The 21,082-nt window shown below is 56.7% G+C and carries 16 protein-coding genes and 1 pseudogene; 5 read left to right on the forward strand and 12 right to left on the reverse strand.

All coding sequences use genetic code 11. The features are described 5' to 3' along the window. Nucleotides 1-32 precede the first annotated feature (32 nt). Genes ACIPL0_RS07005 through ACIPL0_RS07035 form a run of 7 tightly spaced genes read right to left on the reverse strand, consistent with a single transcriptional unit; the run spans nt 33 to nt 6,335 of the window. Nucleotides 33-1,397 (reverse strand): ATP-binding protein, encoded by a 1,365-nt coding sequence (locus ACIPL0_RS07005; RefSeq protein ID WP_400731442.1) that lies wholly within the window; start codon nt 1,395-1,397, stop codon nt 33-35. Further along, nucleotides 1,394-2,056 carry a response regulator gene (locus tag ACIPL0_RS07010; RefSeq protein WP_400731443.1) on the reverse strand — a complete coding sequence of 221 codons (663 nt, stop codon included), beginning with the start codon at nt 2,054-2,056 and terminating at the stop codon, nt 1,394-1,396. The genes ACIPL0_RS07005 and ACIPL0_RS07010 overlap by 4 nt, the downstream gene beginning before the upstream one ends. Nucleotides 2,057-2,066: 10 nt before the next feature. Next, on the reverse strand, nt 2,067-2,708 hold the full coding sequence (locus ACIPL0_RS07015) for a tetratricopeptide repeat protein (protein ID WP_400731444.1): 642 nt from the start codon (nt 2,706-2,708) through the stop codon (nt 2,067-2,069). Further along, complete coding sequence (locus ACIPL0_RS07020) at nt 2,705-3,514, reverse strand: SDR family oxidoreductase (protein WP_400731445.1); 810 nt, start codon at nt 3,512-3,514, stop codon at nt 2,705-2,707. Before ACIPL0_RS07020 ends, ACIPL0_RS07015 begins: the two co-directional genes overlap by 4 nt. After that, nucleotides 3,501-4,190 carry a TenA family transcriptional regulator gene (locus ACIPL0_RS07025; protein ID WP_400731446.1) on the reverse strand — a complete coding sequence of 230 codons (690 nt, stop codon included), beginning with the start codon at nt 4,188-4,190 and terminating at the stop codon, nt 3,501-3,503. The genes ACIPL0_RS07020 and ACIPL0_RS07025 overlap by 14 nt, the downstream gene beginning before the upstream one ends. Then, nucleotides 4,187-5,668 (reverse strand): AMP-binding protein, encoded by a 1,482-nt coding sequence (locus tag ACIPL0_RS07030; protein WP_400731447.1) that lies wholly within the window; start codon nt 5,666-5,668, stop codon nt 4,187-4,189. The genes ACIPL0_RS07025 and ACIPL0_RS07030 overlap by 4 nt, the downstream gene beginning before the upstream one ends. Beyond that, on the reverse strand, nt 5,658-6,335 hold the full coding sequence (locus ACIPL0_RS07035; RefSeq protein ID WP_400731448.1) for a thermostable hemolysin: 678 nt from the start codon (nt 6,333-6,335) through the stop codon (nt 5,658-5,660). The genes ACIPL0_RS07030 and ACIPL0_RS07035 overlap by 11 nt, the downstream gene beginning before the upstream one ends. Before the next feature lie 181 nt (nt 6,336-6,516). Between ACIPL0_RS07035 and ACIPL0_RS07040 the strand changes: the two genes are divergently transcribed. Then, nucleotides 6,517-7,053, forward strand: coding sequence for a cytochrome b (locus tag ACIPL0_RS07040; RefSeq protein WP_400731449.1), 537 nt, complete (start codon nt 6,517-6,519; stop codon nt 7,051-7,053). A gap of 27 nt (nt 7,054-7,080) precedes the next feature. Here the strand turns inward: ACIPL0_RS07040 and ACIPL0_RS07045 are convergent, their stop codons facing one another. The 3 genes and pseudogenes from ACIPL0_RS07045 to ACIPL0_RS07055 all read right to left on the reverse strand — a co-directional run bounded on the left by ACIPL0_RS07045 (nt 7,081) and on the right by ACIPL0_RS07055 (nt 9,500). Continuing rightward, on the reverse strand, nt 7,081-7,311 hold the full coding sequence (locus tag ACIPL0_RS07045) for a hypothetical protein (protein ID WP_400731450.1): 231 nt from the start codon (nt 7,309-7,311) through the stop codon (nt 7,081-7,083). Between the two features lie 124 nt (nt 7,312-7,435). Next, nucleotides 7,436-7,858, reverse strand: a pseudogene (locus ACIPL0_RS07050) (potassium channel family protein). Between the two features lie 73 nt (nt 7,859-7,931). Further along, nucleotides 7,932-9,500 carry a diguanylate cyclase gene (locus ACIPL0_RS07055; RefSeq protein ID WP_400731451.1) on the reverse strand — a complete coding sequence of 523 codons (1,569 nt, stop codon included), beginning with the start codon at nt 9,498-9,500 and terminating at the stop codon, nt 7,932-7,934. A gap of 431 nt (nt 9,501-9,931) precedes the next feature. Here ACIPL0_RS07055 and ACIPL0_RS07060 point away from each other — a divergent pair, with 431 nt between their 5' ends. From ACIPL0_RS07060 to ACIPL0_RS07070, 3 genes are all read left to right on the forward strand, one after another. Beyond that, a complete protein-coding gene (locus ACIPL0_RS07060) occupies nt 9,932-11,551 on the forward strand; it encodes a methyl-accepting chemotaxis protein (protein ID WP_400731515.1) in 1,620 nt (539 codons plus the stop codon). 85 nt (nt 11,552-11,636) lie between these two features. Continuing rightward, nucleotides 11,637-13,325 carry a putative bifunctional diguanylate cyclase/phosphodiesterase gene (locus ACIPL0_RS07065; protein ID WP_400731452.1) on the forward strand — a complete coding sequence of 563 codons (1,689 nt, stop codon included), beginning with the start codon at nt 11,637-11,639 and terminating at the stop codon, nt 13,323-13,325. Between the two features lie 35 nt (nt 13,326-13,360). Continuing rightward, nucleotides 13,361-17,830: a PAS domain S-box protein gene (locus tag ACIPL0_RS07070; protein ID WP_400731453.1), complete on the forward strand. Its 4,470-nt coding sequence runs from the start codon at nt 13,361-13,363 to the stop codon at nt 17,828-17,830. Nucleotides 17,831-17,897: 67 nt separating this feature from the next. Here the strand turns inward: ACIPL0_RS07070 and ACIPL0_RS07075 are convergent, their stop codons facing one another. Beyond that, the gene (locus ACIPL0_RS07075) at nt 17,898-18,407 is read right to left on the reverse strand and encodes a ProQ/FinO family protein (protein ID WP_400731454.1); all 510 of its coding nucleotides are present in this window, start codon (nt 18,405-18,407) and stop codon (nt 17,898-17,900) included. A 1,073-nt stretch (nt 18,408-19,480) separates the two neighbouring features. Between ACIPL0_RS07075 and ACIPL0_RS07080 the strand changes: the two genes are divergently transcribed. Next, entirely contained in the window at nt 19,481-19,669 is a 189-nt protein-coding gene (locus tag ACIPL0_RS07080) for an AbrB/MazE/SpoVT family DNA-binding domain-containing protein (RefSeq protein WP_400731455.1), read from the forward strand. A 601-nt stretch (nt 19,670-20,270) separates the two neighbouring features. Here ACIPL0_RS07080 and ACIPL0_RS07085 read toward each other — a convergent pair. Continuing rightward, the gene (locus ACIPL0_RS07085) at nt 20,271-21,032 is read right to left on the reverse strand and encodes an SIR2 family NAD-dependent protein deacylase (protein WP_400731456.1); all 762 of its coding nucleotides are present in this window, start codon (nt 21,030-21,032) and stop codon (nt 20,271-20,273) included. Nucleotides 21,033-21,082 lie beyond the last annotated feature (50 nt).

Consider the following 21,082-nt stretch of genomic DNA (forward strand, 5'->3'; position numbering starts at 1 on the left):
CTTCTTGCAGATCCTGGCGATTGCCCGAGTGACTACACTTCCACCTCCAACGTTGCCCTGAACCCCCTGCCTGCTAGGTTTTCCATGCGAATCCGGCCGCCCAATCGCGTGGCAACGGTTTGCACGATGGTCAGGCCCAGGCCGACACCTTGATCGTTGCCGCGACTGTAGAAACGCTCGAACAAACGACACAGCTCGCTTTCCTCGACGCCTGGTCCCTGATCGCAGATGCTGAGGGAAAGGTGCCTATCTTCCAACAGCAGCGTGACGCTGATCTGCCCGCCAGCCGGAGAGAAATTCGCTGCATTGGTCAGCAGGTTTTGCAATGCAATGTCGATGGCGGCAAAGTCGGTTTCCAGCGGGTAGCTCTCCTGGTTACTGTCGAACGACAGCTCCAGTCCCTTGCTGAGAATCCAGGGCGTCATCTGTGCCAGGCTTTCGCGCACGGCGACGACCAGGTCGCCTTGATGTGTTTTGAGCGGGCCCTCTCCTGGCTGCAGTCGTGCAATCGTCAGTAACTGGTTGACCAGCCGGGTAGTGCGATCAACACCGACAATCAAAAAATTCAGCGACTCGCGACGTTGCTCATCGTTTGTTGCCTCTAATACGTTCTGCGCATGGACTCGCAGCACTGCGAGTGGCGTACGCATTTCATGGGCGGCATCGGCGATGAAACGCCGCTCGCGGCTCAGCACATCCTGAATCTGCCCCAGCAGCCGGTTCAGTGCTGCTTGCATAGGTTCGAGTTCGCTGGGCAATGGCGCAAGTTGCAGAGGCTCCAGTGAGCCTGGATTGCGTCCCCGCAACGTGACGGCCAGATCCGCTAACGGCTTCAAGCCCAAACCGATCGCCAGCCAGATGGCGGCCATCAGCAACAGGCTGCCAATGAGGTTGGGCAGTACGGTATGGCGCACGATGCGATTGACCAGATCGGAGCGCACGTCATCGCGCTCGCCCACCCAGATCAGCAGGTTATGCGTCTCGTCCTTGAGCACGAAGGTGCGCCACTGATGTTTCCCCAGATCATTGATGTCGCTGAATCCGATGTAGGTTGGCGCACGAGTCAGGCTTGGCGCGCTGGGTGTATGCACCAACAGATTGTCTTGAAGATCCCACACCTGAAAGGCGATCTTGCTTTCGTAAGGGTGGCCATCGACCTTAGGGTCGGTCTGGCCCAGTGCCTGGTTAAACGCCTGGTACAGCTGGGTGTGCTCCTGGCGCGCCAGTGGCATGCGCATCACGCCTTGCAGCAACCGGGCATTGGTCGCGAGCTGGGCATCGTAGACTTCAGCGATTTCGTGATTGCTGTCGTGGATATTGACCAGCGTCAGGATCGTCAGGCCCACCAGAACAAGGCCGATGATCAAGGTCAGCGTGCGTCGACGAATCGAGGTCAATGACGATCCTCCACCAAGTAGCCAACACCCCGAACTGTGCGGATCAGGTCGCTGGAGAACTTCTTGCGCAGGTGATGGATGTGGACTTCCAGCGTATTGCTCTCGGCTTCATCATTCCAGCCGTAAAGCAGCTGAGTGAGACGTTCACGGGTCATGACTCGACCGGGTGGAGACAGCAATTCATAGAGCAACTGATATTCCTTGGGGGTCAGGGGCACAGGCTCGGTGTTGTAGGTGACCTGCTGTGTCGCCGGATCCAGACAGATGCCCGCATGCTCGATCATGACCCGTGCGCGACCAGCACTGCGCCGCAGCAAGGCACGCAGGCGTGCCTTGAGTTCGTTGAGGTCGAAGGGTTTGACCAGATAATCGTCAGCCCCCGCGTCAAGTCCTGCAATACGATCCTCGGTGGCATCGCGGGCGGTCAATATCAGCACCGGCAGGGCGGAACCTGTCTCACGCAAGCGTCGCAGGACAACCAGTCCGTCCAGTTTGGGTAAACCCAGATCGAGTATCGCCAGATCGAATCCTTCACTCAGCAACGCATGCAGCCCGCTGTTGCCATCTTTTACCCAATCGACGGTATAGCCCTCTCGATTCAGGGCCTGGTGAATCCCTTCGCCCAGCGCAACATCATCTTCGATCAACAGCAGACGCATGCCAGCTCCGTTATTTCAGTTTCTTGTTCACGTCGGTCAGCAGCAGCTCAATGTCCTTACGTCGCCCACTGTCGGCCAGCTCACGGCCGGGACGCGGCGCGGCTTGCAGGGCTTTATCCAGTGCCGCCTTGGCTTGAGCATAATGCCCTTGGCGAAACAGATGATCGCCCCAGAAGTAAAGCGGATCTATGCCATCCGGGTTGATCTTCAAGGCTTGCTCCAGCAAGCCTTGCGCTTTGTCCGAATCGCCAAAACCGATAGGCCAGCCGGGTACCCGGTCGTACAGTGCCGCAAGACTGGCGTAAGCGGAGCCCTGCAGAGCGACGGGATCAAGGGACAGCGCCTTTTCCAGATCAGCCTTGGCCTGCTTGACCTTGCTCAATGCGCCCAAGCCACCTTGCGCCCCGGCCCAACTGCTGGTGACGATGCCTGACCAGATCCAGGCTTCGGCCACTTTGGGGCGCTCGCGTGTGAATGCCGACGATTTTGCAGCCAGCGTTTCAAAGGCCGCGACGCGCTGGCCTTCAGGCACCTCGTACTGGATGTGTGCCCATTCTTGCTGGATCGAAGCCAGGCGTTGCTGGTCGGGCGCATCCAGTGCCCATACTGGCAAAGCGAGCAGGCCGAGCAGCGTGATCAGGAGTGTTTTCATGGCTTGTGTTTCTCTTCGAAAGGCGTGTTGCTCAGACGACGAATGAGCGGCAGGTGTTTGCGCAGTGAGCGATCGACCACCGCGGGCAGCAAACCATTGAGACGAACGAAAAAGCGCTCCGGCCAACCCAGATACAACTCGCGCTGATTGCCGACAATAGCGCTGATAACGGCAGCCGCCACCGTCCCCGGATCGTCCTCGTTGCTCTTGAGGGCGGTATTCAGGGCGCGTGCTGCTGGGCTATTCATCGCGGTACGCGTCGCCCGTGGCGCCACGTACAACACGCCAACCCGTGTGTCCGCCAACTCTCTTCGCAAAGCCTCGGAAAAGCCACGCAGGGCAAATTTGCTGGCGCAATAGGCTGCGTACCCGGCATAGCCGATCGAGCCGAAGGTTGAGCCGACATTGACCACCATCGCGCTCTTGGCTTTGCGCAATTCGGGTAGCATGAGTCCGGTGAGTTGGATGGGCGCATGCAGGTTGATGTTGAGCATGGCGTCGATTTCCTGCCCTGGCAGTTGTTCCAACATGGCGAAATGGTTGACCCCTGCGGCATTGATCAGCAGGTTGATGCCCTCCATGGATTGAGCAGTCATCAGAACCTGCTGGCGGCCTTCGTAAGTGGTCAGGTCGGCTTTGACCCAATGCAGCAGGTGCGGGTATTCCTTGAGCAAGGGAATCAGAGGTTCCTGGTGTCTGGACACTGCCAACACCTCAGAGCCCTGACTGCACAGGGCTTCGGCGATGGCCATGCCGATCCCGCCGCTGGCTCCGGTCAATACGACACGGGCTTCAGACAGACGCATGAGCGGTTTCCTTCTGTGGCACAAGCTCAGTGGCAGGCAATTGCCGGAACATCTCGGTGTACAGCGCGTACACGACCCTGGAAGCCTTGATCACCGCCGCCTGATCGTCCGGATCTTCGAGGCGATCCATCAATTTTCGGTAGGTATCCATGTGCCCGACGTCCAGACTGCCGTGGGAGCTGAGGTAGCTGAACGCGGTTGCGGGAAGCCCGAGACGTTGCTGGATGCTGCCCGCTGCGTGAGTTGCCAAAGCAATGCTGGTGCCTTCGAGCACATTCACCATGCCGAACAGACCGACTGGATTGCCACGGGCGATCAGGTCATAGAGATAGGCGACCATCAATTCAATGGGCATGCCCGGTGCGCCGTCGCGTACCGCTTCCGCATCAGCTCCACAAGCCCTCAGGTCGTTGAGGATCCATTGCTCATGACCGTATTCATCCTCGATGTACTCGCATACCGCGCCACGCAGCCATTCAAGCCGCGAAGGCAGTCGGGCGCCGCAAGCCATCATCAACGGCACGGTGTGCCGGACGTGGTAATAGGCTTGGGTCAGGAACGCTTGATAGCTCTCCTGCGTCACCTGGCCGAACAGCGCCTGATGAATGACCGGCAGATTGAACAGCGTCTCACGCTCGGTACGGGTTGCGTCTTGTAGCGTCTCGAAAAAACTCATGGGTACAGATCCTCCATTCGAGAGGGTTCGATGAAGTGATGGCGGTAGTGAGCGAGAATGGCCTCTCGCCTGGGTCGTCCGTTGGCCGTGGCCATGCCGTTGCCTGTCGTGAAGGGCTGCTCAAGGCGCGACCAGCCATGCACGCGGGCGTAATCAGGCAGTGCTCGATTGGCCTGTGCAACCGCCTCAGCAATTTGCAGGTCGGTGATTTCCGGGCGCAGCGGCCAAATCAGCGCGTGGTTGTGGGCCATCGCTTCGCCGTAGACGAATGCCTGGCCTATCAAGCCGAGCTGGGTCAGTTCGGCCTCCACCCACTCAGGGTTGACGTTGCGTCCAAAACTGGTGACGAACTGATGTTTCTTGCGGCCATGCAGGTAGAGATAACCCTGGGCATCGAACTCGCCCAGGTCGCCGGTGGGCCACCATTCAGGTACGGGCCCCGGTTCGCCGAGATAGCCCAGCATGCCGGAGCCGGCCACCAGTACCTCACCGTCTTCTGCCAGCCGGATTTGAACGTGCGGTAGCGGCTTGCCGACACTGCCGGGGTGATGAGCATCGGGACGATTCAGCGCGACCACCGAGGCGCATTCCGAGAGCCCGTAGCCTTCATAAACCGGAATACCCACTGCTTCGGCGCGCAGTAACAGCTCGTGGCTGACTCTTGCGCCACCGACGGCGACGAAGCGTAACTGACTGCTGTTGAACGCCCCGATCTCACCCGCTTTCACCAGCAGCAATAGCAACTGCGGCACCAGAATCATGCTGTGCGGGGTTCGAAGTCTGAGGGTTGAAAGCAATCGAGGCAGATCCACGCCACTGGCACCCTGAATACCCAACGCCTTCTGGCTGGGCAGACTGACCATGGCGCCAGCATACAGCGCGGCGTAGCAACCGATGTTTTCCAGCAATATCGCCAGCGGCAACAGCGAAAGGTGGTGACGAGGTTGCTGGGACTCGCTGGCATGGTGCAGTTCTCGCGCAACGGACAGCACGCTGTCGGCGCTCAGGCAGACGCCCTTCGGCGTGCCGGTGGTGCCTGAAGTGAAGGTCAGCTTCGCGGTGCCCGCAGGGAGCGGAGAGGGCCGCCGCGCAGGCCGAATCCAGAAACCTTCGTGTTCTGAAAAACCGGCTTGTCCAAGCGCATCTGCATGCTCGGCACCGGCAATCACCAGATCCGCCTGGCTGTGTTCCAGGCAATGAAGACGCTGAGCCGCTGTGAAGAATGGCGGCAGAGCGAGACAGGCAAGTCCCTCGAAGAGAATAGCCAGATCCCAGATCAACAGGTCAGGCCCGTTTTCCAGCGCAATTGCAACGACCTGGGCACCGAGACGCCGGAGCCTGTGCTGGCGCAGACGAATTTCGGCATCCAGTTCGGCGTAATCGAGCTTGAGATCGTCGCCCCACAGCGCGTAGGCGTGGGGTTGCTCAATCGCCAGATCAGCAATTCGTCGACGAAACGCGATCCGTTCATGCGACATGGCAGGGGCGCTCCCATGTCAGTGGCAAACCGAATCGCTGGAACACGCCGCTTTGGCTCAGGTGCAGGAAACCGGAACGTATATCGCCAACATGCACGCTGGGTTGGGTGTCGTAATAATTGCCCCAGGCATGTCGGTCGTCACCCAGTCGCATCGGATCGGCGGCGCACAAGGTAACTGGCCGCAGGCCCAGGCGATTGAAACTGTTCACCAGACCGGCATTGCCGGTGAAGGTCACCCATTCCAGCCCGCCCATTGCCAGCAGCCAGGTAATGGTAATGATGCTCAAGCGGGCACTGCCCAGGTTGCTCGCAGCCAGATTGCCGACTTCAACAATGCCCTCGCGACCGACCGGTCGTGCAGCATGAGCTTCGATGGCACGCTCGATCGGCTCGTCCAGATAGTGCTCCAGAAACAAGGCACCGGAGGCTGCCGGACGTACACCGGCCACGGCACACAGGTTGCCAGTTTCATCGCTCATGCCGAACAGTTCTGGCATGAATTGGTGGATCTCGGCGTTGTGGGCATTGCGAAAGCGCTGCTGAATGAATGCTTCGAAATCATGGCGCAATGGCTCCTGAGCCAAGGCGCGGTGGAGTGACAGGGTGGGGGCTTCGGTAGCTCCAAAGCGCAACGGCAAACAAATGTTCCAGTCCAGACCCGGCATGGGTGAGGCTCCTCCCCAGTGGTGAATGGTGGGGAGTATCGGCGTCGATTCTTAAGGAAGTCTGAAGTTGCAAAAAACACGAGGGCTCGACAGCTGTCTTCAGACTTCCTTAAGACAGCTGCGGCACATTCCACTCGCCTTCCAGGTATGTCCCATTCACTGTTACTGAAGCGAGACTGACATGACGTTCACATCACCTCGTTACGCAACGCTTTCGATTTATCTCCATTGGTTAATGCTGGCGCTGTTTGTGGGCGTATACGCCTGCATCGAACTCAAAGGACTGGCACCTCGTGGCAGCGGCTTGCGCTCGGCTGCCTTGGGTTTTCACGGTCTGTTTGGTATCGCCATCTTCGTGCTGGTCTGGTTTCGCCTGCTTGGCAGGCTGATGCACAAGGCACCCGCGATCAGCCCGCAACCGCCAGCCTGGCAGATCGGGTTTTCTCACGTGATGCATGGGCTGCTGTATCTGCTGATGATCGTCACACCGATCCTGGCGTGGCTGATGCTCGCCGCAGGAGGAAAGCCGATACCGTACTTCGAGTTTTTCATCCCAGCCCCTGTTCCTCTCGATCCCGCGCTGGCCAAGCAAATCAAAGGTTGGCATGAGTGGGGGGGCAGTCTGGGCTACTGGCTGATTGGCCTGCATGCGGCGGCGGGTCTTTTTCATCACTACTACGTACGCGATAACACGCTTAGACGGATGCTGCCTCGATAAGGCGTGGAGCCGGCGCGCCCAATTGCATCACAACGTACGGCGTGCCAGGCGGTAAATGGTCGGTTTGCCGTTTCTACCGATGCTCAGACCAACAATGTACGGGCTGATTGCCTGAAAACCGGCTTCGGTTTGAGCGCTGTAGCCGGGCCCGCATTTGAGCAGGTCTCCGTCCGCTACCAAGCGTTCCACATCGGGATATGTTGCGGGTTTACTCGTCTGGCTCTTGTTCGTGCGGCGAGGAGGATTGGCTGGCGACATCGTGGGCTCCCTTTTTGGATATTGTAATCCGATGGCGCATTGCGGGTAGGCAGCCATGGAGTCTTAGTGCGAATAAACCAGCAAACAGCGAGCAACGCAGGCGTCAGCTGACGAGACGGCGCCTTCATTTTTTCCAGTATTTTTGCATCTCGATGAACAGAAACGATGCTGTCCAGGTGATGAGAACAAGCCCGGTCAAGGCTTCCAGCCCGGTCAGGAATTTAAGTGGGCCAATGGGGGTGATGTCCCCGAAACCAATTGTCGTGAAGGTGGTGAAAGAAAAATAGATGGAATCCAGAAGGCTACCGTCGTAGTTGCCTGTTAGCTTGCCCATGCTGTCCGACGCGTTCATCAGGTAGTAACCCAGCGCAAAAATCTACACCTCAATGGCATGAGCGAGCAGGGCACCCAATACACCGAAGACCATTCTGAAGCGATGCCATATGCTCAGCCGGGGCATCAGCATGTTCAGCCGCAGCAGGCATTCGTAGTGGACGATGACAGCGGTAGTAATGATCAGGGCATTGATAAGAGTGATGTAGAGCATACGTTGAGTGCTCCTCTCTCCTTGTGACGCAACAATCTGTTCAGGGGAATGCCAAGGGCCTGCCAGGCGGGTGTCAAGCGACGGCGGTATTGGCCATGTCGACAACAACGCGGTTTCTCCCGTCTTGTTTAGCGGCGTAGAGCAGCGCGTCCGCTCTCTTCAACAATTGCGAAGGGGTGGTCTCACCACGGGGTTGCCAATGCGCCACACCGATGGAAATGGTGATCTGGCCGGTGTTCTGGAATGCTTCATTTTGAACAGCCAGGCGAATGCGTTCGGCGATACCTGCGGCTGCATCCAGCGTTGTTCTCGGCAGCAGAATGAGAAATTCCTCGCCACCTGAACGGCACGCCAAGTCGGTGTTTCTCGAGTGCATCAGCAGCAAGTTGGCGACTTGTGCCAATACCTTGTCACCCGCTTCATGACCAAGGGTGTCGTTGACCTTTTTAAAGTGGTCGATGTCGGCGGCAATCACGGAAAACGGGGTCTCTTGTGCAACAAGATCTTCAAGTGTTTGATCCATCGCTCGCCTGTTGGCGAGTCCGGTCAACGCATCTCGATGGGCCTGTTCGTCCAGTGCTCCCAGCTTTTCCTGTACAAGGCTGATGCCGACCAGCAAGGCTCTTTTGATTCTCCATGCCTCTACGTACCATGCATCAACGTTGTTGACCGTACTGGACACGGAATGCTCGCTCAGTTGTTTTGCACCTGTGGCCAGTTGGCGAAGCGGGCGACTGATGCGAGCTACGCCCCAGAAAATCAGTACCAGCCCTACGGCACCCAACGGCAGTGTGTGCCAGGCCATGGCTCGAATCAGCTCGTAAACCATCGTGTCGGCCATTTCGAGTGGTTGGCGGGTGATGGCCCACCAGTGTGTGCCCGGAACGAGCGTGAAGCCAACGAGTGCCTCGCTACCGTTATCGTTTCGGCTCAGCAGCGATCCGCCATTGGCATCGCTCATGGCCACCAACAGGGCGTTGTCTTGCAGTTTTAGGCCCAGCATGGCGGGATCTGAATGGGCAATGTAAGTGCCGGCTCCGTCCACCAACGAAATTTGAGTGCCGTTGCGAAAACTGTGGTTGCCGACGATGTCGGCCAACGAATTGTCGGCGCGCAGATGAAGCGTACCGCCTATGACGCCGATGCTTTTTTCCTCGGCATTGAAGATGGGGCTGGATATGAAGATCACCAGGTTGCCGGACAGCGACATGAAGGCTGAGCTGACTCTTGTACCGGTGAGCATGGCTGGCTCCCAAGAGTGCAGGACCTTTCCTTTGAGCTCTGGCTTGTCGGGAAGTGTTGCGGTGACTTCACCTGCGGCATTAGCGATCACAAGACTTGTGAAACTGCTGTCTTGAAACAGCAGGCGCTGTAACTCCTCGGTTGTGCGATCGGGCTGGCGGGCGAGAACCGTGCTGCTGTAGCGGATCTTGCTGAGATCTGCGTCCAGCGTGTCGCGTATGTCTCTGGCCACTTTCGTGGCGTAAAGTGCATTGGACGACAATGTGTTGTGAATCAAAATATCCCGGTAGACATTGAACGCCACCAACAAGCTATTACCCAGCGTAACCAGGACGGCTGAGAGCGTCAAGGTCAGTATTAGGTTACCCAGGTTCAGAGCAGGTGCGGAGAGTTTGCGCATAGTGTTCAACGTTGCCAGTCTGGAAAGATCAGGTGCAATCGTGTTTCGGACTGCATCTGGACAATCGCTCCATGCGTGCACTAGGCGCGAATCATTTGCATTTAAACGATTTGCGCGCTGCGCCCTGTTCAGAATAATGACACTGCACCAGGTAATGCAGTGATGCTATCACCTTGATATCTGATTTTTCTGTTTTTTTTCTTCAGACTCTGCGTTGGTAGTCATGCCGGCCAGCAAAAAAAAAGATGAGCGCACTTATTTAGTTGATCCAGATCAATAGTGAGCTTGCTTATTAAAAGGGTGCTCGGTAGTTGTGAGCAGTTTTTTCAAAAAGTGATTGGATTTTTCATGTTTTTTTCACGATGGTGTGGGAAAAATGATGGCCAAGAGACACTATTCTGATGGTTAGTAGTCCGGAGTAGATAATCATGATGTTGAGAAAACTGAAATTAACCACTAGAGCATTACTGGCTTTTGGGTTGATCTGCTCTTTGCTGGTCATACTTGGAGGTGCAGCACTGTATCAGATGCACGGTATTGTGGAGGCCGTCTCTGAATTGAGAAATAACTGGCTACCGAGCGTCCGCCAGGCAGGAAAGATTGAAATGGCCGGGTTGTTATATCGCCTGGACGCTAGACGTTTCGTCATGGACGATGATCGAATGGGCAGTGAATCCATTCAGAAGCTGAATCAGGCTAGGGAAAAACTGCAGGTCGAAGCGGATGCCTATGCCCCCCTTGTATCCAGCCAGGAAGAACGAGCCATCTATGATCAGATCAAGGTGGCGATTACTCAATATGAAAGGGTGACTGATCGTCTTGTTGAAATGAGCAGAACAGCAAGCGAATCTGAACTTTCCCATTATATTCGCGATGTTACCAAACCCTCTGCTCTTATAATGCAAGACGCTATTGAGGCGCTGATCAAGATCAATGAGAAAGGCGCAGATACCTCTAGTGAAGGCGCCGATCGTGATTATCAGACTGGGCGCTTTGTTGTCACGACGCTAATTGTCCTGGCAGTGCTACTGACCATCGTTGTAGCGATCATGTTTACTCGAAGCGTGGTTAATCCTGTTGTGACACTCTTGCGTGCCACGCGGGATATCGCAGAGGGCAATCTGGGAACTGCCATCGCGACCAGTGGTTCGGATGAGTTGACGGAGTTACAGAGTGCTACCGACAAAATGCGCACAAGTTTGCGTCAGACGATTGAGCACATTGCTAATGCATCTGGGCAATTGGCCTCGGCGGCGGAAGAAATGGGGGCAATTACTCAGCAAAGCACCTTGGGTGCGCAGCGCCAGAATCAGGAAACTGAAATGGCTGCGACCGCTGTCAACCAGATGACCGCAGCCGTAGAGGAGGTTGCACGCAACGCTTCGTCAGCTTCGCAGTCCACCCAAATGTCCGAGCGCTCTGCCGTCACAGGGCAGGGGCGCGTCAGTCACACTGTCACGTCGATCGAAAAGCTGAACTCAAGCATCCAGCAAACCTGCGCTGAAGTGGAAGGTCTTGCGGCCAAGACCCAAAGCATCGCCAGGGTGCTGGATGTGATTGGCTCTATTGCCGAACAGACCAACCTACTTGCACTCAATGCTGCGATCGAGGCCGCCAGGGCGGGAGAGCAGGGACGCGGATTTGCCGTCGTTGCAGATGAGGTGCGTGCTCTGGCCCATCGCACGCAAACCTCGACACAAGAAATCGAAAGGATGATTCAGGACATCCAGAAGGACTCCGGCAGCGCGGTACAGTCGATGCGACGCAGTAGCGAAGAGGCTCAGGCCACGCTCAGCTCTGCCCATGAAGCTGGAACCGCCATTCGTGATATCACCGCCGCCATCGTCGATATAAACGAGCGAAATCTGATGATTGCGGCTGCCTCGGAGCAACAGGCACAGGTCGCCAGAGCCGTCGACGAAAATCTGGTCAGCATCAGAGACCTTTCGCTACAGGGGGCGTCGTCAGCGGCCCAGACCGCCGGCGCAAGTCAGGAGCTGTCACGCTTGGCCGTCGATCTGAACCGGCTCGTCACCCGTTTCTCCATCTGAATGCAAAAATTACAGATGGTGCATTGCGGTAGTTGATCCTGGGCTAATCTGCATAAGTCGCAGGGACAGCGGGAGGAAGAGCAAGATGCTGGATCAACCTATCATCCTTTTAGTCGATGATCAGGCGTCTGATTTGCGAGTCTTGGGGCAGGCACTGGAGGGGCTAGGAGAGATTCACGCAGCCACCGATGGACAGACTGCGCTGGAGCTCGCTCAGCATTACCGGCCGGACGTCATTCTTCTGGACGTCGACATGCCCCTTATGGACGGATACTCGGTTTGCGAACAGATCAAAATCGACCCCAGACTCGCGCATGCAGTCGTGATCTTTGTGACCTCTCACCGTCAGACGGAGCACGAGCTGCGAGCGTTGAAGTTGGGTGGGGCAGATTTTCTGCACAAACCCATCAACCTCCCGGTTGCCCGCGCCCGGGTGGAAGCGAACATCAAGCACCTACGAGCAGTTCAACAGCTGGCTTACTACGATCCGCTGACGCGGTTGCCCAATCGTATGCTGCTACTCAATCGCGTCAGACAGGCGCTGGCGAGTGCTCAGCATCAAGCCTCGCTGGTCGGGTTGTTTTCCATCGATCTGGAAAATTTCAAGGCGCTCAATGACTCGGAAGGTCATGCGGTCGGCGACGCTCTGCTTCAGGAGACAGCCAGGCGTCTCGTCCAATGCTGTCAGTCAAGCGATACCGCGAGTCGTGCGGGCGGGCAGCGGTTCATGTTGCTCATTTTGTCCTGTAACAACCTTGCCGAGCTGGGGCATCGCGCGCAGCAGGTACTGACTACGCTTTGCGTCCCGATCATGGTGGCAGGTACCCGGTATGATCTGGGTGCCTGTGCAGGAATCGGTACCTTCCCGCAGGACAGTCAGGATGCCGAATCGCTGCACGAACACGCAGATGCTGCACTGTATGAGGCCAGGCAGGCGGGGCGTGGCCAATACCGCTTTTTCAATGCGGCAGCCAATGACAGCGTGCGTGCCCGGCATCAAATGGAGCGCGACCTGCGAGCGGCGTTGGAAGCTCATCAGCTGGATGTGTTCTATCAGGCCAAGATCGACCTGGCCGCGCATCGGGTGATAGGGGTTGAGGCTCTGGTTCGCTGGCCTCAAGCGGATGGCAGGGTGGTGACCCCTGATCGCTTCATACCCGTGGCTGAAGCGAGCGGACTGATCGTTCCGTTGGGCGAATACGTTTTGAACAGTGCATGCCAAGCGGCGAAACACTGGGGCGAGCAGGGCTACCCGGTCAGTGTGAGTGTCAACGTTTCGCCCATTCAGTTTCATGACAGTCACTTTGAGGATGCCGTTCAGCATGCGCTTTCCTCCAGCGGTATCGCGCCTGGCCAGCTGGAACTGGAAATAACGGAAGGGGTATTGGCCGGTGAAGTCGAGGAAACCTGTCGCACTCTGGAAAGCCTGCGTGGTCGGGGCGTTCGTATTGCTGTCGACGATTTCGGCACGGGCTATTCCAGCCTGGCCTATTTGAAGCGTTTCCCTCTGGATGTGCTCAAGATTGATCAGAGTTTTGTTCGGCAAATGCTGCTTGATCCAAAAGATGCCGCCATCGTCGAAACCATCATCCAGCTCGCCCACGCCCTGGACCTTCAGCTCGTTGCCGAAGGCGTGGAGACCCCCCGTCATGCCAACGTTTTGTACAAACTTGGCTGCTATGTGATGCAAGGGTATCTGTACTGCAGGCCCATGACGTGTTCGCAGATGACCGACTATCTCCGTTGCCCACCCGCTGCAGTCGCTGGAGCGTGAAGGGCTTCATTCATTATTGGGTTCTTGAGGTCGTCATGCGCCTGATGAGCAGTTGTCGTGAAGCTGTGTTATGTGTCGCCGTGATCGTTGGCGTGGGATTGACCGTTACCGGAATTCTCCAGGCTTGGGTACGCGCAGCCAACGACCGGCAACTCACCAAGGCCGTCCACGTCGCTGCCGATGAGGCTGCGGCCCATGTACTTGAGAGAGTGGGTGACTATCAGTATGGCCTGCGGGGCATAAGGGGCGCTGTGATGATGGCGAATCCCGAGACGCTGGATTACGCCTCGTTCAAGCGCTACTTCCAGGGGCGGGGGGCGGACGCCGAGTTCGATAGCGTCTACGGCTACGGTTTTATTCGAAGGATTGCGGGGGATCAGCTTGACGCTTTTGCTGCGCACGCCGGGAAAGAATATGGCGATAGCTTTCAGTTGCGGCAGTTCGAACCTCATGCGGGCGAGCGTTTCATTGTCCAGTACATTGAACCGTTGCCGCAGAATAGTGAGGGGCTTGGGCTGGATATCGCATCAGAGCCTCGTCGTCGCGCGGCTGCTGAAGCGGCCATGCGTAGCGGCGAACCCAGGCTGACGGCGCCTGTATCACTGCGAACGTCCAACGCCCCTGACTTGCCTTCGATGTTGCTGCTGATGCCTGTCTATCAGTCCGGCCTATCGCTGACTGACGAGGCTGCCCGTGAGCAGGCTGTCATTGGCTGGGCGTTCAGCGCGTTGATCATGAATGACGTATTTCATGATCTGAAGCTGCGCTCAGGTATCCGCCTGGAGATCGCGGATGTCACCGAGGATGCGCAAGCGCCCGCGTTTTTTTCACGCGGCCTGATACCCAACGATGCTGAAGTGGTCAGCACGCTTGTCACCGATCAACAGGTCTACGGCCGACACTGGCGGTTTCGGACGACAGCCGGACCTGTTTTTCTGAAAGGCCTGCACTTGGTCTCTCCGGCCATGATCCTGATTGCGGGGATCCTCTTCACCGCGCTGTTATCAATCAGCGGAGCGCTGTGGGTGATGAGCGCGATGCGCCGCAACCGGTTGATCCGCGAGCGTACCCACCTGGCGGCGATTGTCGAGAGTTCAACTGACGGCATTATCAGCAAGAACCTGGACGGTGTTGTGACCAGTTGGAACCGGGGAGCTGAAGATATCTTCGGCTATAGAGCTGATGAAGCTATCGGTCGACGTATTGATACATTGATCATCCCCCCGGATCGTCTTCGAGAGGAAACGGACATTCTCGACAAGATCAGTCGGGGCATACCTATCTCCAATTTCGATACGGTGCGTCGGCGCAAGAACGGAACGCTCGTGGATGTATCGGTCAATATTTCGCCTCTGATTGGCGTTCGCGGTGAATTTGTCGGCGCTTCCAAGACCGTCCGTAACATCACCAGGCAGAAGCAGGCCGAGGCGCGAATTTTGGAGCTCAACGCCAGTCTGGAAGAGCAGATAGCCGAACGTACCAGTCAATTGCGTGATACCAACCTGATGCTCTCCAGCGTACTGAGAGCGGCCACCGAGGTGGCGATTATTGCCACAGGTCGTGATGGACTTATTCAGATATTTAATGCCGGAGCCGAGCGCATGCTCGGTTACACGGCGGACGAGTTGATTGGTCGCACAACGCCCAAACAATTTCATCTCAAAGAAGAACTAGCCCAACGGGCCATGAAAGACCTGAATGTAGCCATCTCTGAAATAGATGAGTTTGAGTCGCTGGTCGGTCAGTGCAAGACCGAAGGCGCCAGTACGCGTGAATGGACATTCGTACGCAAGGATGGCAGCCAGTTTCCTGTGACCTTGATGGTCACAGAGATTCGGAACGAGCAGGGCGAACTGACCGGCTACCTGGGCATTGCGGTAGATATCACACGGCGAGAGGCTGCCCAGAAAGAGCTGACTGCGGCGCGTGATCAACTCTTGATGGCGGCTGAGGTCGCTCAGTTAGGGATTTGGTCCTGGGATTTCCAGCGCAATGAATTGCAGTGGAATGACCGCATGTTTGAATTCTATTTTCAGCCTACGCAGTTAAGGGAAGAGGGGCTGTGCTTCACCCATTGGCTGGAACGGGTTCACCCGGAAGACCAGGCGCGTATGGATGAGCAATTGAAAGCCATGATGCGGGGCGAAAAGATCGAGGGCGGTACCTTCCGGGTCTTGGGCACACAGGGCCAACTACGCATTATTCAGTCCGAGGCCTATCTGGAGAGGGACACCAAAGGCGATCCTCTGCGCGCAACCGGCATCAATCTGGACGTCACCGCACAGCTCGAGCTACAGGCCCGGTTACTGGATGCCAAGGACAAAGCTGACGCTGCCAGCGAGGCCAAATCCACCTTCCTGGCAAACATGAGCCATGAGATTCGCACGCCCATGAACGCCGTGCTGGGGATGATGCAGTTGCTTGAGCAGACCCGCATGGATTCCCGTCAGGCCGGGTACGTTGCCAACGCCCGGATTGCGGCCCGATCTCTGTTGAGTCTGCTTAACGACATCCTCGATTACTCCAAGATTGAGGCCGGTAAACTGCAACTGGAAGTACACCCGTTCGATCTTGATCTGCTTTTACGGGAGTTGGCTGCGGTTCTGTTGGGTAATCAATCCGGCAAGGCCGTCGAGGTGCTGTTTGAGCTCGACCCACAAGTACCCATACATCTGCGGGGGGACAGCCTGAGGCTGCAGCAAGTCCTGATTAACCTGGCGGGTAATGCCCTGAAGTTCACCCCTTCCGGGCAGGTGGTGGTGCGATTCAAATGCATCCATTCAGATCAACCATTGCGCATCCGAGTTGAGGTCGAAGACAGCGGCATAGGCATTAGCCAGGAGCAGATCGCACATATCTTTGAAGGCTTCAGTCAGGCGCAGGCTTCAACTTCTCGCCGATACGGTGGCACGGGGCTGGGACTGGCCATCTGCAAGCGGCTGGTGTCCATGATGGGCGGAGAGTTACAGGTTCGAAGCGAGGTAGAGGTGGGTAGCTGTTTCTGGTTTGACATCGACATGCTGAGAAGTGAAGTGCCTGCTCCCGGCATACCTCAACGAATAGAACCTGGACCGCTGCGCTTGCTGGTAGTGGACGACAATGACTTCGCCCGCGAGATTCTCTCCGGGATGATTCAGGCGCTGGGGTGGAGCGTTGATGCCGTGGCCAGTGGCGTGCAGGCGTTACAACGCATTTGCGATCATTCAGGCGGCGCTTCCTACGACGTCGTCTTGCTGGACTGGAGCATGCCGGAGATGAATGGCCTGGCTGTCGCGCGGGCCATTAGCCAGTGTTCAACCGACGACCATGCGCCGGCGGTGATTCTGGTGACAGCCTATTCGCAGGATGTGTTGGGGCAACTGGATGCTGCTGATGCCACGCTGTTCGACGGATTGCTCAGCAAGCCTCTGACGCCGTTGCAATTGGCTCAGGCGGTGGATGCTGCACTCAACCCGGAACGCTTCGCGGAACCTGCAAGACCCGCGTCACTCACCCGTACCGGAGCCCTGACCGGGCTGAATCTGTTGGTGGTTGAAGACAATCCTTTGAACCGCCAGGTCGCCATGGAGCTTCTCATGCAAGAGGGGGCTTCGGTGGAGCTGGCTGACGGTGGACTTTCAGGTGTTCAGAGAGTGGTGCAGGGTCAGAATCGCATTGATGCGGTGCTGATGGACGTCCAGATGCCTGATATCGACGGCTACGAAGCCACCAGGCGAATTCGCAACGATCCCCGGTTCCACGACCTCCCCATCATCGCCATGACGGCGAATGCATCAAGGGAAGATCAGATGACGTCGCTGGCCGTCGGGATGAATGCCCATTTGGCCAAGCCGATCGATTTGCCGCAGGTCGTGGCGGCTATCCTGCGGTGCCTCGGTAAAACGGCCCCGACGGTTCAATTGCCTGCGGTTCATGAGGAGGGAGACATCGAACCGTGGGTTTCAATCTGCGAGCGTTTTGGCGGGAATCAGGCTTTGCTGCAAAAATTGCTCGTGCAATTTGGCGCGGATGTACATGGCTCGATCGCGCAATTACGCAAGACAATTGCTGACGATGACCCCGTCGGAGCCAAGCGCATACTGCATATGATCAAAGGAACGGCAGGTAATCTTGGGGCTCGCGCCGTGAGTGTGATGGCGGGTGACCTTGAGCGGCAAGTGAATCGGGACGCAGACAGGCTTCTGCATGAGCGAGTGACGGAGCAGGATATTACGCTCATGGAACAACTTGCAAAGACCAGCGTCCAGCAGCTGACCGCGTTCACATCTAGGGCCGCCAGCCCGGTTGGCCGGGAGGCGCTGACCAACGACGAGTTCAGGAAGCATCTGGAGGTGATCCTGCCGCTGCTGGAGGGGCATGACTTGCGCGGGGTCACTTTGACCGAGTCACTGGATAAGTATCAGTTGCCCTGCTTGCCCCAGGCGTGGGGCAGATTGAGCGAGTGTCTGAGCACCCTGAATTTCAAGTCCGCCGTAATTGTCGTCCGGGAACTGCTGCAGGGGTGAAATCGTTTGCTTACCAGTATCAGATGAAACGCTTCGACAACCGCTCGCTAAGCGTGGGGGGCGTTGTTCAGCCCAGCGTCTCTTCTACAACTGCATCAACGGCGGGCACTGGGACGCTGGCTTTAGGTTTGGCGCGACTCCGTCGGTCTTGGCCACGTTGCCGAGAAGCTTGCCGCTTCGCGTGAAGTGCCTGGGATGCGGTCACGTTTCCAACTGGCTCACCCTGCAAGTCTAGACGCGGTGCGTTTTCCACCATGCTTTTCCAATACCGGTTTCCTTGGCACCACGTTGAGATGCCCAGCTTGAGCTGTTCGTGGGTCAACCCGAGTAGCTCTAGGTGTTGCTCAGCATCTTTGAGAATGCCCTCTTTGAGAGGAACCTTGGGTGCTGGGTTGACGGGGAAGGCCAATGGGAAATACTTCTGCAGTGGCCAGATAGCCTCCACTGTCGGGTCTAGCACACGAGGCTTGGCCTTAGGAGAAGACTTCGGCTTGGAGGGGATCGCTTTGTCGGTCTTAGCTGGCGCTTTTTCAGCTCGGAGGCGGTCGCGTAGCTCTGCTAGTTGTTCAAAACCCATTGGTCAAATTCACTACTTCGAGGTTGATTGTGTGGCCCAAGAATACGCCATGCTGAACCCTTGATGGCAGGTGGAATGAGAAAAGCCGCTCACCTCATGGATGAAGGATTAACGCTGATAGCTGAGATCGGCCAACTATCACCTGCATGCTGCTCATGCATTGTGTGATTGAATCCGATATCGGTCAGCCACGCTCGTCATCAAGGATTTGGTGAAGCTTTGCTCATGGATTAAGGGCGGCCACTTCGTTCTGGGCTTTGCAGGTTGGATCGTGCGGGAATGGTTCACTGGATTCTGAGATCGACTGGCTGCACATGCAGTCGGTGCAGACTACCGCCCCTCCATGAGCGCCTAGGCGGAAGACCAAACGATCATGCTCTGATGGCTGTCCATGCTTTTCAATCTATCTGGCGTGCGGGTTTGAGATTAGATCTAGTGCCGGGCACACGAAATGTATACGGCCAAAGAGTGGTATTCAAACGAGGGGATTTGAACTGGCCTCGGCATCGACGCGAGAGACCGTGCGGCAATGCCGAAATCTTGAAGGGAAAACGTTTTTCCGGTCTTCCAGAAGGTCAGTTTAAAGCGTGGGGGGTACCATTTTTACAACAGGTTACGCGTACCCCCGTTTATACCCCCACAGGCATGTGCATGTGTATTCAAATGGATCACTTCAGATGCTTTTACCTTGTATGAGAGCCGTTTTAGGTAGTGCTTCAATGCTGCTAGCTTCTCTTAAAGACTCTCAGGCAAGCCGAAGAACATTTTGACAGGGCTCTATTACGCGGGTTTTAGAGTTGAGTATTGATGTGATGCCCCCAATGTTGCCCCCAGTCGCCGCAGGTACGCGGGCGATCAGGATCGGCGATTTTTGACACGGACCCCGGTGGTGGTCGATGGCTTTCAGTGTGCGCCGAGAGCGTGAGCATCTGGTGCAGAAACCTCGTACGGTAGCGTGTCAATTGCATCAGAACGGGGGCGCGCCTGACCGCTTCTGGCCGATAGCCGCCAGTAGGAGCTATGTGGGCGTAGAATGGAGGCCCACTCCATCATCCCCGAGAGGGCTTTTTCCTATGAGTGAATCCGTGCGGGCTGTCGTAAAATGCCAAGGTCCGGGTGAGGGCAGCGGAGAGCTCATCATTGATCTTCCCCCGGATGTCCTTGCAGCAATGAACGTTGGTTTAGGTGACTCCTTGAGCATCGAGCTGATTAATGGGGTGATAGTGCTCAAACCGATTCGTGATACGGATCTTCAACCCTGAAACAGCTGTCGCCCCATAGCTGCCCTTGGTGGAGGGTATCAAACGATCCATATCGGCCCGTCTGACGTCACGCACGCCCGCTGGCGGAGCACCTCCCAGTCCTGAGTCAGGATTTCCCATGCCTGGAACAAGTAGAGACGAGATGGCGATCAGTCATGCTCTACCACGTAATAGGATTCGATACTCGCACCCGGACCAGCGACGCGCCGGCATGGCCGGAGTCCTCATCCGAGGCCGGTGACAAGGGCGAGCTTGCAGACATCGGGTAGAGCGGGGAGGTTCTGCTTCTTGACGCGCTTGCGCTCTTCCTTGGAAATGGACTGGCTGAACGGCCTCCATTCAGGGTTCAGCACCAAGGTTCGGTAGCGGCTTTTTGCGTTTATCAGCGCTCAAACACGCTCTCAGAGGATAGCTCAGCTCCATTCACCACATCCCGCCGGAGGGCCATTATTGCTTCAATCTGGGCTTGAATTTCTGCTGTCCCAAGCCTCTACCAACTCATCAATTCTATAGTGCGCGGCAGCGCTGCTGGATACATTCATATCTGCTTGCCGCACTCGGATGTGTGAACGTCCCTGAGGCAGGCGCTGTAGCCTTCTAATCAGATTCCGCAAGCAGCGCTTAGGAGGGCGGGAAGTGCTTCGGTAGCTTTCCCGATAATCATAAACTCATTGGGCGTACCAAGAGATACATCGACCAAGTTCACGTGAATGACCACGGCTCCAGAGGAAAGCGCTATTTGTGGGATCTCTGCCGCTGGTGTGACGATGCCAGATGTGCCGACAGAAACCAGCACTTGGCAGCTTTGGACTGTTGCGACTGCAGACTTCCAAACGACAGTGGAGAGGTCTTCGCCGAACCATATGATGCTTGGGCGCAGTCTGCCATTGCACCGTGGGCATCGAGGAGGGTCTCGCTCGACGGCATGCTGAGGTAAATCAAACTGGGAGGGCTGCAAATCCGCAGTCCTATGGCATGCGAAGCATTTGGGGCTTTTAAGGCTTCCGTGAAGATGCGCAACATCCACCGATCCCGCGCGCTCGTGTAAGTCGTCGATATTCTGCGTGATCACAGCTACGTTCCGGCCCGTAGTTGCCAGGCGTTGTACCGCTAAATGGGCAGCGTTTGGCTTCGCTTGATTTATCTGATTACGCCGCCACAGATAGAACCCCCAGACGAGAGCAGGGTTTTCACGAAAAGCCTTAGCTGTCTCCAGTTTCCCGGGATCGTGAGTGGACCAAAGCCCGGTTAGTTTGTCACGAAACGTAGGTATCCCACTCTCAGCTGAAATACCGGCACCAGTAAAAAACACAATGCTAGTGGCCGACCTCAACGCGGCGATTGCCCGCTCCATATCAGACATATTGCCCTCCCTGTCGAAGGTCGAAGTGGATGACTTGACCAGGTATCGGC

It is taken from the genome of Pseudomonas sp. NPDC090208 (genome assembly GCF_044746785.1).
Lineage (GTDB): Bacteria > Pseudomonadota > Gammaproteobacteria > Pseudomonadales > Pseudomonadaceae > Aquipseudomonas.